This is a genomic window from Spartinivicinus marinus (assembly GCF_026309355.1).
In the GTDB taxonomy this organism is placed as follows: Bacteria; Pseudomonadota; Gammaproteobacteria; order Pseudomonadales; family Zooshikellaceae; genus Spartinivicinus; species Spartinivicinus marinus.
Genome location: NZ_JAPJZK010000001.1, coordinates 1,197,143 through 1,214,915, shown reverse-complemented (window position 1 = coordinate 1,214,915; position 17,773 = coordinate 1,197,143). Strand labels below are relative to the sequence as shown.

Below are 17,773 nucleotides of genomic sequence, written 5' to 3'. Positions count from 1 at the left end.
CACTGTTTGTACGAATCGACTCAGGAACCTGCTATGTCACATCAATCTGATTTAATTGCATCTGATATTCATGCTTATTTGGCAGAGCATGAACAAAAAAACCTTTTGCGTTTTTTGACTTGTGGAAATGTGGATGATGGTAAAAGCACGCTGATAGGTCGCTTGCTGCATGATTCTAAAATGATTTATGAAGATCAGTTAGCCGCAGTGCAAGCGGATAGCAGCAAGATAGGCACAACTGGAGAAAAGCTTGATTTAGCATTACTGGTAGATGGTTTACAGGCTGAGCGCGAACAGGGGATTACCATCGATGTGGCTTTTCGGTATTTTTCGACTGCAAAGCGGAAATTTATTATTGCAGATACCCCTGGCCATGAACAATATACCCGAAATATGGCGACTGGTGCTTCAACCTGTGATTTAGCGATAATTTTGGTTGATGCTCGATATGGCGTACAAACACAAACCCGTCGACACAGTTATATTGCTGCATTATTGGGAATTAAGCATTTAATTGTAGCAATTAATAAAATGGATTTAATTGCTTATTCTGAAGAAAAGTTTAATGAGATAAAAAAAGTATACTTAGATTTTGCCGAGCAAATTAATGTCAGCGATATCCGTTTTGTGCCTATTTCTGCGCTAGACGGTGATAATGTAGTAGAATCCAGTGTTAATATGCCTTGGTATCAAGGTGAAACGCTAATGCAGATTTTAGAAAATGTCACTGTTGATAATGATAAAAACTTCAATGATTTTCGTTTCCCTGTGCAATATGTTAATCGCCCTAACCTGAACTTTAGAGGGTTTAGTGGCACTGTTTCTTCGGGTGTAATCAAACCGGGAGATGACGTAGCCGTATTGCCTTCAGGGAAGCTCAGCAAGATTAAGAGTATAGTAAGCTATGATGGTGAGCAGAAAGAGGCCGTTGCAGGTGATGCCATAACTCTGACATTAGCTGATGAAATTGATGTGAGCCGGGGAGACATGCTGGTTAAGGCTGGAGATCAGCCTTTAGTCGGCCATCAGTTTAGTGCTCATGTTGTCTGGATGTCAGAAGCACCGTTAACTGAAGAAAAGCAGTATGATATTAAGCTGTCTTGTAACTCTACGGTTGGTCGTGTTGAGTCAATTCAATATAAAATTGATATTAATACGCTAGAAAAATGCACCACAAATGAGTTGCAGTTAAATGAGATTGCGGTTTGTAAACTAGCTGTTAATAAATCTATCGTATTCGATCCTTATGATCAGAACCGACTGACAGGCTCATTTATTTTAATTGATCGATTAACTAATGTTACTGTTGGCGCGGGGATGATAATTAATAGTGAAATCGGTCAAGTAAAAGACCAGCCTGTTACTCCATTTCAGCGTCAACAGAGATTTCATCAACAACCCCTCGTTATTATGATTAGTGAAGGTAACCAGTCTTTTAGCGATACCTCTCAACGTATAGAAAGGCTGTTGTTTGATGCAGGTAAAACAGTGGTCATTTTACCAGATAACTGGGATCAAAATACTTATCAAAAGGTAATTCCAGCATTACTGTTATCAGGACTGATTGTGATTACTAAAGCGATAGATAGTGTCGAAAGTGAGGCTGTGGTTAATATTGATGAAAAAAATAATTCAACAGAAGAGCTAGCTTTACTACTCGCGCCTTATGTCTAACTAGTCTTATTGAATATCTTTTAAGCCTCCAAATTTGACTTGAAGGTCAAGTTTGGAAGCTTTTATATACTATTGTTTCCTAAAAATATTTTAAATAATTTATTAGAATATAGAATGGCTCTAATATAGTGCAGCTGTGCCTCAAATAAGTTCAAAAACTCAATATAAGCAACTGCTAAGATAAATTAAACGCAATCTGTAAACGTGCATTATAAAAAAATTTGACTCAAGCCCTTTCTTTTGCTCTAAATTAGAACTCGTACCTCAGAGTTACAATAGGACACAAACCTGCGTTAATTTAACATTGCATTATTAAGTAAAAATTGTTTAATTAGACTGACTCTTTTGGGGCATTCCTGGTAAATGCACCAAAATGATGAATATAAAATAGTTATAATAAGCCATTTTTATAGAATGGCATAAGTCGGAGTCGGGGAAGAAACTGAAAGTACTGGTAAAAGTACCGTTATAGGAGTCTGGCAAGTATGCCCAGGGGTAAAACCCCACACCATGGAAGGGCTTTCCCATAAATAGATAATACCAAGGATACAAAACAATTATGAAGAAGATAGGTCTAGTAGCGGCCATGACCGCAATCAGTGTATCTTTTGCCTCAGCCTCTATTTCTGCTGATACATTATCAACAGTTAAAAAGAAGGGTTATCTCAATTGTGGTGTTAGTACAGGGCTGCCTGGCTTTTCTAACCCTGATGATAAAGGCAAATGGCAAGGCCTGGATGTTGATGTATGCCGTGCAGTTGCTGCAGCAGCATTAGGTGATGAGAAAAAAGTCAAATATATTCCTCTTACAGCTAAAGAACGTTTCACTGCCTTACAATCAGGCGAAATTGATATCCTATCGCGTAACACCACTTGGACGCTTACTCGTGACGTTTCCCTAGGTTTAAACTTTGCCGGAGTTAACTACTATGATGGCCAAGGCTTTATGGTGAGCAAAAGTCTTGGAGTCAAGAGTGCAAAAGAGTTAGATGGTGCCGCAGTTTGTATTCAGTCAGGTACTACTACAGAATTAAACTTGGCAGACTATTTCCGTCAACATGGCATGAAGTATACGCCAGTTGTATTTGATACCTCAGACCAAACAGTTAAAGGTTTTGAGGCAGGTCGTTGTGATGTATTAACCAGTGACCAATCGCAGCTATATGCGTTGAAAATAAAACTTTCTAAACCCAATAATGCTATGGTTTTACCTGAAATTATTTCTAAAGAGCCATTGGGGCCAGTGGTGAAGCAGGGTGATGATAAGTGGTTTAACATTGTTAAATGGTCTTTATTTGCCATGATTAACGCAGAAGAACTGAGTTTAGCTTCTGACAATATTGATGCTAAGAAAAAGGCTAAAAACCCAGAGGTTAAGCGCTTTGTTCAAAGTGATGGCCCTATTGCTAAACAACTAGGCCTGAATCAAGACTGGGCTTATCAGGTGGTTAAGCAAGTTGGTAACTACGGAGAATCCTTTGACCGTAATGTCGGTAAAAACTCGCCTTTAAACATCGACCGTGGTGTTAACTCTCTTTGGAGCAAGGGCGGTTTCATGTATGCCCCTCCAATGCGCTAAGCATTTCTCAAAAAACGGCTACAATCATTTGATGTAGCCGTTTTGTCTAATTAGCCTTGCAGTAACTTGGAGAATTATAAAAATGCCGGAAAATAAGCATAATCTGGCAACTGGAAACGTGAGTTTCTGGAATGACCCTGCCAAACGGTCATTAGTCTTTCAAGCCATTTTATTTCTAGCAGTTTTTGCTGTTGGATACATTATTTATCAAAATACTCAGCATAATCTCGAAAGCCGGGGAATCACCACAGGCTTTGAGTTTTTAGATGCTGAAGCTGGGTTTGGTATTATTCAAAGCCTTATTCCTTATGATGAAACCCATAGTTATGGTAGGACCTTTGTTGTAGGTCTTCTTAATACCATTTTAGTAGCTGCACTTGGGATCTTCTTTGCAACAATATTGGGTTTTTTAATTGGGGTTGCTCGGCTATCTCATAACTGGTTAATTGCTCGTATAGCTGCAGTTTACATCGAAATTTTTCGAAATATCCCTCTCTTGTTGCAAATATTTTTCTGGTATTTTGCAGTTTTAAGGCTACTGCCTGGACCAAGACAAAGCCTTGAGCTTGCTAACGTTGCTTTTCTCAATGTGCGTGGTGTTTATCTCCCTTCACCTGTTTTGGGAGAAGGGTTTAGCTGGGTCCTCGCTGCTTTGGTACTTGCTCTGATAGTGATATTTTTTATAAAACGATGGGCTAGGCGGAGACAAAGTGAGACAGGTGACCAGTTTCCTGTTTTTTGGGCCTCTCTTGGTGTGCTCATTGGTTTGCCTTTTATCGTATTTCTTTTAAGTGGAGCATCTTTGCAATGGGAAATACCTGAGCTTAAAGGGTTTAACTTTAGGGGTGGCTTAACAATTATCCCTGAATTAAGTGCGTTGCTAATTGCGCTTACTATATACACCGCGGCGTTTATTGCAGAGATTGTTCGTTCTGGGATTGAGTCAATTAGTAAAGGACAAACCGAAGCAGCTCGTGCGCTTGGTGTCAGTCCTGGTAAAACACTGCAATTGGTTATCATCCCACAAGCAATGCGCGTTATTATTCCTCCATTAACAAGTCAGTACTTGAATCTTATCAAGAACTCGTCACTAGCAACGGCGATAGGCTACCCCGACTTAGTTTCGGTGTTTGCTGGTACAACGCTAAATCAGACTGGTCAAGCTATCGAAGTTATATCAATGACGATGGCAGTATACTTGACATTGAGCTTACTCGTGTCGCTGTTTATGAACTGGTATAACAAGCGCATGGCGTTGGTGGAGAGATAAGATGATTCATAATGATAATAAGTTGCCAGATTTGCCTCCACCTAAAAATACGACGGGTATTATTGGGTGGGCTAAGGAAAATTTATTTTCATCGCCTTTGAATTCTATTTTAACAATCATTGCTGGCTATTTACTGTATATCAGTCTTGTGCCAGCAATAGAGTGGGCTTTTGTTAAAGCTGACTGGCTAGGTGATTCCAGAGAAGCTTGTACCAGCGGTGGAGCGTGCTGGGTATTTATTACAGCCAGATTAAATCAATTTATTTATGGCTTTTATCCAGAAGAGCTGTATTGGCGAGTCAATATAGTTTTCGCAATGTTTTCAGTATTAGTGGCTGCACTAGTTATTGAGAGAACTCCTTACAAAGGCTGGATTGCTAGTTTTGCTTTGATAGTGTTTCCAGTTATCGCCTTCTTCCTGCTTTATGGTGGTGGATTTGACTTAAAAATCGTTGAAACCCATAAGTGGGGGGGCTTAATGCTAACGCTTGTGCTGGCTGTCGTGGGTATTGTGGCAGCATTGCCCTTCGGTATTTTGTTAGCATTAGGGCGCCGTTCTGACATGCCAGTGGTTAAATCATTTTGCGTCATTTTTATTGAAATCTGGCGGGGTGTGCCACTAATAACTGTGTTATTCATGGCGTCAGTAATGTTGCCGTTGTTTATACCTGAGGAAGTGTCCTTTGATAAGCTATTACGGGCTTTAGTGGGAATTGTCATGTTCCAGTCTGCTTATATGGCAGAAGTAGTACGGGGTGGCTTACAGGCTATACCCAAAGGACAGTATGAAGCAGCTAAAGCGCTTGGCCTTAATTACTGGAAATCAATGGGGTTAATTATTCTTCCTCAGGCACTGAAAATGATGATACCTGGGATTGTTAATACCTTCATTGCATTATTTAAAGATACCAGTTTGGTATTGATTATTGGCCTTTTCGATCTACTTGCAATTGTTCAGGCAGGTTTGTCAGATCCAAAATGGTTAGGCTACTCAGTAGAAGGGTATGTGTTTGTAGCGTTTGTATTTTGGGTCTTCTGTTTTGGTATGTCCCAATACAGTCAGGCTTTAGAAAGAAAACTAGATACAGGACATAAGAGCTAACCGATTGGGTTTTAGGATTTAGAGGTATTTATATGTTAGAAAAAACAGATAAGCCTGGGATGCAAATTAGCGACGAAGTAATGGTAGAAATGCGCAATGTCAATAAATGGTATGGCGAGTTTCATGTCTTAAAAGATATCAATATGAAAGTGAATAAAGGGGAGCGAATAGTAATTTGTGGCCCTTCTGGTTCAGGAAAATCTACCACGATACGCTGTATTAATAGGCTGGAAGAACATCAGCAGGGAGAAATTATTGTTGCAGGAACCCCACTGACGAATGATGTTAAAAATATTGAAAGCATTCGTCGTGAAGTAGGCATGGTATTTCAGCACTTTAATTTATTCCCTCATTTAACAGTGCTAGAGAACTGCTGCTTAGCACCCATTTGGGTGCGTAAAAAGCCTCGAAAAGAAGCAATGGCCGTAGCTATGCACTACCTGGAGCGAGTAAAGATTCCTGATCAGGCGAACAAATATCCAGGCCAACTATCTGGTGGTCAACAACAAAGGGTGGCAATTGCACGTAGCTTGTGTATGAACCCTGAGGTAATGTTATTTGATGAGCCAACTTCAGCACTAGACCCTGAAATGATTAAAGAAGTGCTGGATACCATGATTGAGCTAGCGGAAGATGGCATGACAATGCTGTGTGTAACCCACGAAATGGGCTTTGCCAAAACCGTTGCTAATCGGGTCATCTTTATGGATGGTGGTCAGGTGGTTGAGGAAAATGAACCTAATGAGTTCTTTAATAATCCTCAATCTGAAAGAACTCAGCTCTTTTTAAGCCAGATCTTACAGCACTAACTTTAAAAACAACCTTCCTAGAGTTGCAAATCGGGCCTCAGCCTGGTTTGCAACTTTTTTATTTTATTAGCTTTGACTGAAAGCCTTAATGTATCACTTGATATTAGAGTGACTCAGTTTGCTCGTTGGGGTTGCATGGTTTTTGTTGTTTTACTGATAGCGATTCCACTAGCGATAATAAACAGAGAACCAAGAATAATAAAAATGTCTGGTTTAGTTTGCCAAATCAGATAGCCTATGATCATTCCCCAGACAATACATGAATATTGAAATGCGCCGACGGTAGAGGCGGGAACAGTTTTTAACGCATTAAAAATAAAAATTTGGGCAAAGCCAGCAGCTAGTCCACAGGCAGCAAATAAACTTAAGTCTAATAATCCAGGCATTGAAAAAGAAGGAATTATCATTAATCCAGAAATAAGAATGGTAAAACTCATCCCATAAAAAAGCATTGCACCTTTATTTTCTGTTGCACTCATTTTCTTCATTAATACGGTATTCAGTGCGAAGCAGGTGGCCGCTCCTAAAGCGCCTAAAATACCCAAATTAAAAATTGTAAACCCTGGTCTTAATACAATTAAAACGCCGATAAAGCCAATTCCTATAGCCAGGTATTGGTAGATAGTATTTTTATCACCCAGTAGGAAAGGAGAGATAATACAAAGTATAATTGGCCCAGTAAGGATAAGAGCAAAGCCATCAGCCAGTGGCATTAAGCTAAATGCAAATAGTGCTGTTAAACGGAGGCCTAGAATAATTATGCCTCTCAATAAATGAAGGCTTGGGCGTTGAGTGGTCAATAGCTTTTTGAGTGGTACCTTGGTTAGCATAAAACTAACGGGCAATAAACTAAATAAAGAGCTAAAAAAAGTAATTTCAACAATGCTATAGGTTTGGGTTAGCCATTTGCCTATCGCATCCATCAGGCTAAATAAAAAGTAACCAAAAATGGCACAGTAAATACCAGAGTGTGCAAATCGCAAAATATAATCCTTCACTACTTAGAAGCAGGTATGTGCCTCAAAGACACTGTATATATGAACGTTAGGTTAGTTGATATACCCTGTGCGAGTCATTTTTAGGCTTAGCCTCTATATTCCCCTAAAAATCTTTTGCACTGGGTATAAATACTGACTGTTGAAATATAACAAGGACAACCGGCCAGCTGCCTGGCCGGTTAATGTGCTAGGCTGACTTATCAATTAAATCTGAAGTGGATGCAACAGCATAAGTGCAGACTAAGTCTCCAGTTACATTATTGGCTGTTTCAAACATGTCTAAAATTGGGTTAATGCCTAATGCCAGAGCAACAATAATGGAAATTTGAGTCGGGTCTAAGCCCATTGCTTGCAAAATAATAAACAGCAGCATCAGGCTGCCACCAGGTACACCGCCAGCACCAATTGATGCAAGTACAGTGGTGATTACCAATACCACCAGAGCACTAAAGCCTAAATCAAGGCTAAACATATTAGCAGCTAAGATAGCAAACATAGGTAGGTGCACACATACGCCATCCATATTAATGGTTGCACCTAATGGCAAAGAGAAGCTGGCTAACTCATTCTTTACCTTTAAATCATCTTCTGCTACTCGAATTGATACTGGCAAGGTAGCAGCACTACTACGGGTAATGAAAGCAGTGATAATTGCTTCTTGCATAATTTTCATTATAGGGATGGGGTTGCGCTTTGTAACAACAGCCAGTAGCAGGGGATAGGCAATGAATATCATGACTAGCACCCCAGCAATGACACCAAGGGTTACTTCCACATAGGGGCCGGCAATTTTAGGGCCGTAGGCGCTAAAATTAGCAATAGATAGGGCAAATACGCCAATTGGGGTGTATTCCAAAATCCAATCGACTAGTTTAAAGATAATATCCCGGCCTGCTGAAATCATTTCCATCAGTTTATTTAATGCACTTTGTTGCTTCGCCTCTTTACTACCCTCTAGTAAAACTCTAAGTGCTAGGCCAAATAAAATAGAAAAGGTGATAATGGCTAAGAAGTTACCATTGGAGAGTGCGCTGAATGGGTTTTCAAACATACTCAATAAAATACTAAGGATGCCGCCTTGCTTGGTCTCAGCCTGAACAGCTTTTAATTGAGCTGCTTCTTGAACTTGGCTAGAGGATGCAATGCTTTCCCATGCTTGTAGAGCCGCTTCACTGCCTGGATTAAAAGCTGTAGCCATTAAAGCGCCTACAGCAGCAGCCAGAAATGAGCACAATAAATACCAGCCGATGACTTTTAAGCCCACTTTACCAAACCGTTGGATCGGTAAACTTGCAGCACCAACAATTAACGATAAGCAAATGACTGGCACAACAATCATCTTTAGCATGCTGACCAATAAATCACCAAAAGGCTTAATATATTGCAATGCACTTGTCGTTTGCTCAGGGGTGCCTAATAGCCACATAGCACAGCCTATGGCTGAACCAGCTAAAAAGCCAATAAAAATACGCATTAGCAGCGATGACGAAAAATAAAGCTTAGCAAGTTGTTTCACATTACATCCTATTACTAACTATTGCTGACTCGCTGATTCATCAATGGCTGCTTACAATAAGAAACCAAAGGAATCACAGGCCAGCCCGAATTTCGCCAGGCCATAGAAATGTTCACCAGGCCATGGCAGTACTTGGGCTAGCTAAACTTAAAGCGGGCATATTTTATACGTAGTAGTACTAAGAAGCGAGTATACGAAAGCATGAGGTGGGATAGACAAAACTTCCGCTTGCTTAACTCAAGTAGCAAGCGGAGAGAAAAGTGGATTAGCTTTTCCCTTTAAACATTTTAAGTAACTCATTCATAGCTGTTGTTGTTCCTGCAAGAGACCAACCTCCATCAACAGGAATGACTGTACCACTGACATAACTGCCATAATCAGAAGCAAGAAACATAGCCATATGGCCAATATCATCTGTCGTTCCGAGTCGATTCAAAGGAACAGACTCTTGAACCATTTCTTGGATTGCTGGCGTTGGTGCCAATCGCTTCATTCCTTCAGTATTTTCAATGGGGCCAGGTACAATAGAGTTAATTCTAATGCCATCAGCTCCCCACTCTAGTGATAAGACTCGGGTTAGCATATCAACGCCTGCTTTAGCTGCACATACATGGCTTTGCATGGGAGATGCAACAAAGGCTTGTGGAGCAGAAATATTAATAATTGATGCGCCAGGTTTAGTGAGGTAAGGGTGAGCTGCTTGCAATACGTTAAAACTTCCCAGTAAATCAATATCAACTACCGATTTAAAACCATTAGCAGACATACCTAAGGCTGGTGAAGGAAAGTTGCCTGCTGCTCCAGACACTAATACATCAAAGTTGCCCCATTGACTGTGCGCTTGCTTAAACGTTTCTTTGACTTTCTCTGCATCACGAACATCAACGCTAAAACCGATGGCTATTGCTCCTAACGCCTGCAACTCACTAACGGCTTTATCTACTTTATCTTGAGAGCGACTGGCAACTGCAACCTGTGCACCATGGCTGGCAAAGCATTTAGCAATGCCAAGGTTTATGCCGCTAGTGCCACCCATTACAAATACTCGCTTGTTATTAAAGTTAAATGCTTGGCTCATACTTTCTCCTAATTCTACTGATCTTGCAGTTTAGTAACTAAGCAGCACGCTAGTGGATTACTCTTGTTTCAAGTAAATAAGCTAAAAGTGCCTTTCTGTTCTGAGGTAGTTAGCCTGAATGCTCTGAAGGTCTGCTATCTCATGGGATAATCGAATAGCTACTCTTACAAAGCCATTTTTAATGGCAGCCCTCTGATATACTAACATAGTTAAAACGATTGTTTGAATTATGGTGGTGGTATTCATCAATACTGCTGAATAGAAAACACACTACTGTTGATGAAACTACTGATAGCACTGGCTAGTCCATATGAACTTGACTAACCTGATGTCAGGTAAGCCCAATAATTGTACGCTGTTAGTCTTATGTTGCGAAAGCAGGCTGTAAGTAAATACCAAAACGGGCGTATAATAAATTAAACTGCCCTCATATGGGGCTGGGTGGCTGGCTAGAGATAGGAGGCTCATTTATAAGTGTCAGAGTGATCACCAGCTAGAAAGATAAAAACTGAGTAGTTCGAGAGGAATTAATGTACACCAGAATATTCACTCTTATCTGTTGTAGCTTGGTTACTACAATAGCAATGGGGGCCAGCTATAAATTAAACCTGCTCACAGAAAACAACCCTCCGTTCAATATGAGTACTAATGGGAAAAAGTTCGCACGAGAGGAGCAGGTGGATGGGCTAGCAACAGTTATTCTGCGGGAAATGTGCAAGCGTGCCCAGATAACTTGTACTTTTACACTACGCTTTCCTTGGAGTAAGGTTCTAGAGCAGGCGCAAACGAAACCTGGCTATGCTGTTTATACGACAGTTCGAACCCCAGAACGTGAGCCTAACTTCAAGTGGGTTGGGCCAATTACACGAAATGATTGGATATTTGTTGCGAAAGCAGACAGTACCATCCAGTTGAAGACACTAGATGAAGCTAAGCAGCTTAGAGTAGGAGGTTATAAAGGTGATGCTAAGGCTAAGTTCTTAGAAGGCAAAGGGTTTAGCTTGGTTACATCGTTGCAAGATATACGTCTTTTAAATAAACTGGATCAAGGAAAAATTGACTTGTGGGTTACCAGTGATCCAGCTGGACCACAGCTGGCGCAAAAAAATAATATTGCAGTTAAAAAGGTCTTTGTTATTCAACGAAAAGATCTTTACCTTGCTGTTAATAAGCAAGTACCTGATGAAATTATAGACAAATTGCAAAAGGCTTATAAACAGCTGGAGCAAGAAGGAGTAGTCAAGCAAATTGAAGAACGCTTCTTACAATAAATGCATCTTACGGGAGAAGTATCTGTTGTTTTTTCTCTAGCGATATTGTTAAAAATGTACTAATTAGGGGTGGGCAACCTCAGCCCACCTAAAGCTTTTGTTGAATAGATATTTTTCTTAGAACTCATACATCTTTTGAGTTTCTTGTTAAGTACGATACATACTTATCCCCATTAATTTGTTAAATATTTATTTGTTTTTTGTTTCAATAAAAATAAATAAATAATTTATATATTAGCAATTCAAACATTAACCTACTTTTGTCGTAGTTCTTAACCCTTTGCAAGCTAGCGATACTTGATGTACTTTAAGTATTATTAAGGAATAGAACTAAAACCAGTTTGATATAAGCAATAATTATTTAGGCGTCATATTGTTGTCTAAAATTATATAAAAACATGTTGCTAGAACACATTTTTTAAGTCAAAAATTGCATAGACTGTAAATAGAATGTAAGTTTTTATAAGTACAACCTGAAATAAGACAGCTTATATACCGATAAACATAATAAACAATAAGTGTAAAATAATTAAAATTACATGGGGGAAGAAATGGTATGGACAAATAGCTATCAACAATTAGCTATCAACAAATTAGCAGTAACTGAAATGGCAATAGGCAACCAGCGCTAAAAATAGGAAGGGCCATATTGACTATATGGATGCTACTACCTGTAATATATAAGTAATAACTAATAATGCTGCAAATAGTTTATTGTGTAAGGCCCTATATCAATATAAGAAAACTTGTACATGGATAGGCATGAGGCAAGGTAATGAAAAAAATAATGAAAACCAGTCAGAGAATACTAAAAAAACAAACAATGATAAAAAAAATTACCAAATTAGTAGCTACTACTTTGGTAGCATCTGTATCATTATTATCCTCTACAATCGCATTTGCTGAAAAATTAAAAATAGCACTCGCTGGGCCTGTAACTGGTCCTGTTGCTCAGTATGGTGACATGCAGTTCATTGGAGCCAAAATGGCAATTGAGCAAGTGAATAAAATGGGAGGAGTAAACGGCCATACACTTGAAGGAGTTGTATATGATGATGCTTGTGACCCTAAACAAGCAGTAGCCGTTGCAAATAAAATTGTAAATGATGGGGTTCGTTATGTGATAGGCCATTTATGCTCAAACTCTACACAACCTGCTTCAGATATTTATGAGGATGAGGGAGTGTTAATGGTTACTGCTGCATCGACTAACCCTGAAATTACCACCCGAGGTTATCAACTTGTGTTTCGGACCATTGGTTTGGATAGTTTACAAGGGCCAACTGCTGGAAAGTTTATTGTTGAAAAAATTAAGCCTAAGCGGGTTGCCATTATTCATGATAAACAGCAATATGGTGAAGGAATAGCAACCGCTGTTAAAGACGTGTTAGAAAAACATAAGATCACTGTTGCATTATTTGAAGGGGTGACATCTGGAGATAAAGATTTCTCTGCACTGATAGCTAAACTGAAAAAAGAAAATGTCGACTTTATCTATTATGGTGGTTATCATCCTGAGTTGGGATTGATTTTACGTCAGTCTGCAGAAAAAGGCCTTAAGGTACAGTTTATGGGACCGGAAGGTGTTGGCAATAAAGATATTAGTGCTATTGCAGGAAAAGCATCAGAAGGACTGCTGGTTACTTTACCAAAAAGTTTTGATGAGGCCCCAGAAAATGCCAAACTTGTAAAAGCTTTCAAGGATAAAGGTGAAGATCCATCAGGGCCTTTTGTATTTACCGCATACTCTGCTGTACAAGTAATTGCAGACTCTATAAAAATTGCTAAATCAACCGACCCTGAAGCTGTAGCAAAAACGCTACGTAGTAATCAATTTAAAACACCTACCGGTGATCTATCTTTTGACAAAAATGGAGATTTAAAGGATTTTAGTTTTGTTGTCTATACATGGCATGCAGATGGAAGTAAGTCAGTTGTAAAATAATAAAAGGGTTTAAATGTTAATAAAGAGATAAAAGCCTTTTTGTTATATACCCAATACGAATGGCTTTTGGGTGCGGCCATCGAGTAAAGAAGCCTCATGAGGCTATAAATAATAGGTGATTGGGGTGAGGAATGAAGATAACAAAACCTAGAAGTCATTCGTGAAGGGTATAGCCTAATTTAAAATAGTATAATATAACGCGATGCTCGACTTTTAATAACTTGAAATGACAAACCCTAACCCCATCCTAAGTTTGCGAAAACAGGGATATCAAGGAAAGGGAATGTCACTGGAAGAGTTTATCATAACTACTTATTGTTGGGTCGATGATGTTTTAACTGATTTATTAAAACAACGGCGATTACGTCAGCGAGGAATTAAGCCCTCACTGTCGGATGCAGAAGTCATTACCATGGAGTTAATTGGTGAATTTCAAGGCCTTGATGCTGATACCGCTATCTGGAAATACTTCAAAGAGCATTGGAAAGCGTATTTTCCAGGCATAGGCTCAAGAAGCCAGTTTGCTAAACAAGCTGCTAATTTATGGGCGATAAAACAACAATTACAAAAGCAAGTAACAGCTGAGCTGGGTACTATTAATGATCCTATACATGTTGTCGATGGTTTTCCTTTGCCTGTTAGCCACTTTAAACGTGCAAGAAATTGCCGCCGCTTTAAAGAAGAGGCTGAGTATGGCTATTGTGCATCCAAGGGGGAAACCTATTATGGCTTTGAAGGGCACCTCATTATTGACTTTCATGGAGCCATAGCAGGATTTACATTAACCCCAGCAAGTGATGGCGAAAGGGAAGCTGTATGGGAGTTAACAGAAGGTATGCCGTCAGGCATGTTGTTAGGGGATAAAGGTTATTTGGGGGCTGAATTTAAAGCTGAATTGTTAGAGTTAAAATCGCTTCAGCTAGAAACCCCGGTTAGAGATAACATGATTGATCCTTTACCCAAGTCCTGGAGGAGCCAGCTTAATCGGTTACGACGACAAGTTGAGACAACCATTGGTCAGCTAGTAGAAAGGTTTAATATTCAGCGGACCAAAGGCAGAACCCTGTGGAGTTTGACTAATCGAATGACCCGCAAGCTGTTATCGCACAGCTTATGTGTATTATTTAATAGGAACCAAGGCAATGCTCCACTACAGTTATCTAAATTAATAGGCTGAAAAGTCGAGCATTGCGTTAATATATTAAATAATAAAAACTGGACTGGTGCTCATCGTGAGAATTGTATTTAATTTAACTCACATGAGCTATTTTACGTCAATTCTTACCTATAGAAGAATGTTGCAAAAGCGAAGAAATATAGAGTGATAGGGTATTCTGGAGTCGCTAGAAGAGTGAGACAGTGCTTCTGGGCGAACGACAGTAACTCTAATTTATATACAGCAAGAGCATTGACTAGACCAAACTAAAATTTTAAAGGTCATGGATGACTCTTCTAGAGTGGCTGCAAAATACCCTGTTACTTCAATAGTTTTTTCAAATACCTTTTCGCAACATCTTTATAGAAGAGAGTAATACCTTATAGCTGGTACTTTTCTGGGTACTTAAAGGCTTAAATAATGTCTGAAAGCATTTACTATTTTATTCAGCAGTTATTGAACGGTTTAACTATTGGTAGTACCTATGCACTTATTGCTATAGGCTACACAATGGTATATGGCATTATAGGAATGATTAACTTTGCTCATGGCGAAGTATATATGATAGGCAGTTATATAACATTTATCGTGTTAGCTGGGCTGATGATGTTTGGTGTGGATAGCCTTGTTGTATTGCTGGTAGCTGCCTTTATTATTAGTATGATTATTACCAGCACCTATGGATGGAGTATTGAGCGAATAGCTTATCGGCCATTAAGAGGAGGGAATCGACTCATTCCATTAATTTCTGCTATCGGCATGTCAATATTTCTGCAGAATTATATTCGTTTAGGTCAAGGGTCAAGAGATATTGCTATGCCTTCATTAATTGAAGGAGGTTGGAGTTTTGGCCCAGAAACAGGGTTTAATGTCACATTATCCTACATGCAATTAGTCATTTTTGTGGTGACTGTTGTTGCTATGTCAACTCTCTCACTTTTTATAAGTCGATCTAGGATGGGAAGGGCCTGTCGAGCATGTGCAGAAGACTTAACAATGACGAGCTTGTTAGGTATTGATACAAATAAAATCATTTCGCTTACTTTTGTAATAGGAGCTGCTTTGGCGTCAATTGCAGGGGTATTACTAGGTTTGTATTATGGCGTGATAAATCCTTACCTAGGGTTTATGGCTGGTTTAAAAGCATTTACTGCAGCAGTATTGGGCGGTATCGGTAGTATTCCTGGCGCTATGTTAGGAGGTATTTTATTAGGTATTGCAGAGGCCTTTACGGCTGGTTATTTAAGTACTGAATATAAAGATGTTGTAGCCTTTTTATTTTTGGTTTTAGTTTTATTGTTTATGCCGACGGGTATACTAGGTAAACCAGAGGTTGAAAAAGTATGAATATAAATCTACTTAATGCTCTGGTTGCGTCCATTGCAACACTTATTTTAACGGTATTATTATTAGGCGTGGATTTATCTCCGCAAGGAACGGAGCTGATAGTAGTCAGTGCTGGTCAAACTGAGTGGTTGCTGATCTTATCTGCAATAATCATTGTATTTTGTTTTCAGCTATTTAAAAAGCAGCTACCATTAGCTGCTTTGGCAAATCTAGGGTCTAAGCTGCCTGCATTGCCCAGTAAAATGCCTGCAATTATTGGGTCAAGTGATACGACAAAAAAATTATTAGTCATGTTTGGTTTAAGTCTGATTTTGCTTTGGCCTTTTGCTGCAACCCGTAGTTCGATTGACTTGGCGACACTCACCTTAATCTATGTCATGTTGGGTTTAGGTTTAAACATTGTTGTAGGATTAGCGGGACTATTGGACTTAGGTTACGTTGGCTTTTATGCTGTTGGTGCTTACAGCTATGCATTACTGGCTGATTATTATCAATTTTCGTTTTGGATGAGCTTGCCTATAGCTGGCTTATTGGCTGCGCTTTTTGGTTTTATTCTAGGCTTTCCAGTATTAAGGTTAAGAGGAGATTACTTAGCTATTGTTACCTTGGGGTTTGGTGAAATTATTCGAATCCTACTAAATAACTGGACTGCACTCACAGGTGGGCCAAATGGCATTGGTCAAATTCCAAAGCCTACGCTATTTGGGCTTGAGTTTGGCCGGCGTGCTAAAGAAGAAGGTAATATTCCTTTTCATGAGTTTGTTGGAATTCCTTATGACAGTAGTTATAAAGTTATCTTTTTATATATCTTGGCAGTTCTTTTAGTGTTAGCAACTTTATTTGTTATCAACCGAGTATTGAGAATGCCCTTGGGTAGAGCTTGGGAAGCCTTGAGAGAAGATGAAATTGCCTGTCGGTCACTTGGCTTAAACCCAACTGTAATTAAGCTATCTGCGTTTACTATGGGAGCAACTTTTGCTGGATTTGCAGGTGCTTTTTTTGCCGCGAGGCAGGGGTTTATTAGTCCTGAGTCTTTTACATTTATTGAGTCAGCCATTATCTTGGCGATTGTTGTATTAGGAGGAATGGGGTCTCAAGTGGGGGTTATTTTAGCTGCAATAGTGATGACTGTATTACCTGAATTAGCAAGAGAGTTTCAGGAATATCGGATGTTATTATTTGGTTTACTAATGGTGCTTATGATGATTTGGCGTCCTTCAGGCTTATTACCTATGAAACGACCAAAAATTGAGCTAGCCAGGTTATAATATGTTAAATGCCAAAAATCTAACTATGTGTTTTGGTGGGTTGGTTGCAGTAGATAATGTTGAGCTTTCTATTGATAAGCACCAAATTGTTTCTATGATAGGCCCTAATGGTGCAGGTAAAACAACCGTATTTAATTGTTTGTCTGGCTTTTATAAGCCAACATCTGGAGAAATATTATTTGAAAATAACCCTATTCATAACTTACCTGGCTTTAAAATAGCGCGTAAAGGGTTGGTTAGAACCTTTCAGCATGTGCGATTATTTAAAGAAATGACCGCAATAGAAAATTTATTAGTAGCGCAGCATTATAATTTAAATACTAATTTATTTTCAGGGCTGTTCAAAACCCCAAGTTTTAGAAAAAGTGAAGCGATAGCCTTAGATAATGCTGCATTTTGGCTTGAACAGGTGCAACTGATTCAGATGGCTAATAGACCTGCGGGTAATCTTGCTTATGGACAGCAGCGTCGTTTAGAAATCGCAAGGTGTATGGTTACCCATCCCAAGTTGCTTATGTTGGATGAGCCTGCTGCAGGACTAAATCCAAAAGAAACCAATGAACTGGATGAGTTAATTCTCATGCTTAGAAATGAAAATGGTATAACGGTCTTATTGATTGAGCATGATATGAAACTGGTAATGGGAATCTCGGATAAAATTATTGTAATTAATCAAGGAAAGCATTTAGCAACAGGCACACCTGATGAGATAAAAGCAAATCGTGAGGTTATTAATGCTTATTTGGGGGAAGAATAGGGT

General features: G+C 39.2%; 14 protein-coding genes. 11 read left to right on the top strand and 3 right to left on the bottom strand.

Annotated features, from left to right (window positions below; translation table 11 throughout):
* Positions 1-33: 33 nt before the first annotated feature.
* From cysN to OQE68_RS05690, 5 genes are all read left to right on the top strand, one after another.
* Positions 34-1,674: a sulfate adenylyltransferase subunit CysN gene (cysN, locus tag OQE68_RS05710; protein WP_180567730.1), complete on the top strand. Its 1,641-nt coding sequence runs from the start codon at positions 34-36 to the stop codon at positions 1,672-1,674.
* Between the two features lie 559 nt (positions 1,675-2,233).
* The gene (locus OQE68_RS05705; protein ID WP_219339969.1) at positions 2,234-3,253 is read left to right on the top strand and encodes an amino acid ABC transporter substrate-binding protein; all 1,020 of its coding nucleotides are present in this window, start codon (positions 2,234-2,236) and stop codon (positions 3,251-3,253) included.
* Positions 3,254-3,335: 82 nt separating this feature from the next.
* Positions 3,336-4,523 carry an amino acid ABC transporter permease gene (locus OQE68_RS05700; RefSeq protein WP_180567729.1) on the top strand — a complete coding sequence of 396 codons (1,188 nt, stop codon included), beginning with the start codon at positions 3,336-3,338 and terminating at the stop codon, positions 4,521-4,523.
* Between the two features lies 1 nt (position 4,524).
* Positions 4,525-5,625, top strand: a complete 1,101-nt coding sequence (locus OQE68_RS05695) for an amino acid ABC transporter permease (protein WP_180567728.1) — start codon at positions 4,525-4,527, stop codon at positions 5,623-5,625.
* Between the two features lie 80 nt (positions 5,626-5,705).
* Positions 5,706-6,434 (top strand): amino acid ABC transporter ATP-binding protein, encoded by a 729-nt coding sequence (locus tag OQE68_RS05690; RefSeq protein ID WP_180567836.1) that lies wholly within the window; start codon positions 5,706-5,708, stop codon positions 6,432-6,434.
* 113 nt (positions 6,435-6,547) lie between these two features.
* Here OQE68_RS05690 and OQE68_RS05685 read toward each other — a convergent pair whose 3' ends face one another.
* From OQE68_RS05685 to OQE68_RS05675, 3 genes are all read right to left on the bottom strand, one after another.
* Entirely contained in the window at positions 6,548-7,417 is an 870-nt protein-coding gene (locus OQE68_RS05685) for a DMT family transporter (protein ID WP_180567727.1), read from the bottom strand.
* Positions 7,418-7,619: 202 nt separating this feature from the next.
* Positions 7,620-8,948 carry a dicarboxylate/amino acid:cation symporter gene (locus tag OQE68_RS05680; protein ID WP_219339968.1) on the bottom strand — a complete coding sequence of 443 codons (1,329 nt, stop codon included), beginning with the start codon at positions 8,946-8,948 and terminating at the stop codon, positions 7,620-7,622.
* 265 nt (positions 8,949-9,213) lie between these two features.
* Complete coding sequence (locus OQE68_RS05675) at positions 9,214-10,026, bottom strand: SDR family oxidoreductase (RefSeq protein ID WP_180567726.1); 813 nt, start codon at positions 10,024-10,026, stop codon at positions 9,214-9,216.
* A gap of 530 nt (positions 10,027-10,556) precedes the next feature.
* Here OQE68_RS05675 and OQE68_RS05670 point away from each other — a divergent pair.
* The 6 genes from OQE68_RS05670 (at position 10,557) to livG (ending at position 17,770) form a co-directional block, all read left to right on the top strand.
* Positions 10,557-11,297 (top strand): substrate-binding periplasmic protein, encoded by a 741-nt coding sequence (locus OQE68_RS05670; RefSeq protein WP_180567725.1) that lies wholly within the window; start codon positions 10,557-10,559, stop codon positions 11,295-11,297.
* Between the two features lie 823 nt (positions 11,298-12,120).
* Positions 12,121-13,242 carry a branched-chain amino acid ABC transporter substrate-binding protein gene (locus OQE68_RS05665; protein WP_180567834.1) on the top strand — a complete coding sequence of 374 codons (1,122 nt, stop codon included), beginning with the start codon at positions 12,121-12,123 and terminating at the stop codon, positions 13,240-13,242.
* 283 nt (positions 13,243-13,525) lie between these two features.
* The gene (locus OQE68_RS05660) at positions 13,526-14,419 is read left to right on the top strand and encodes an IS982 family transposase (RefSeq protein WP_266195548.1); all 894 of its coding nucleotides are present in this window, start codon (positions 13,526-13,528) and stop codon (positions 14,417-14,419) included.
* 399 nt (positions 14,420-14,818) lie between these two features.
* Positions 14,819-15,745 (top strand): high-affinity branched-chain amino acid ABC transporter permease LivH, encoded by a 927-nt coding sequence (gene livH / locus OQE68_RS05655; RefSeq protein WP_180570298.1) that lies wholly within the window; start codon positions 14,819-14,821, stop codon positions 15,743-15,745.
* Entirely contained in the window at positions 15,742-17,013 is a 1,272-nt protein-coding gene (locus OQE68_RS05650; protein ID WP_180570299.1) for a high-affinity branched-chain amino acid ABC transporter permease LivM, read from the top strand. Before livH ends, OQE68_RS05650 begins: the two co-directional genes overlap by 4 nt.
* Position 17,014: 1 nt before the next feature.
* The gene (gene livG / locus OQE68_RS05645) at positions 17,015-17,770 is read left to right on the top strand and encodes a high-affinity branched-chain amino acid ABC transporter ATP-binding protein LivG (RefSeq protein WP_180570300.1); all 756 of its coding nucleotides are present in this window, start codon (positions 17,015-17,017) and stop codon (positions 17,768-17,770) included.
* The last annotated feature ends 3 nt before the right edge of the window (positions 17,771-17,773 follow it).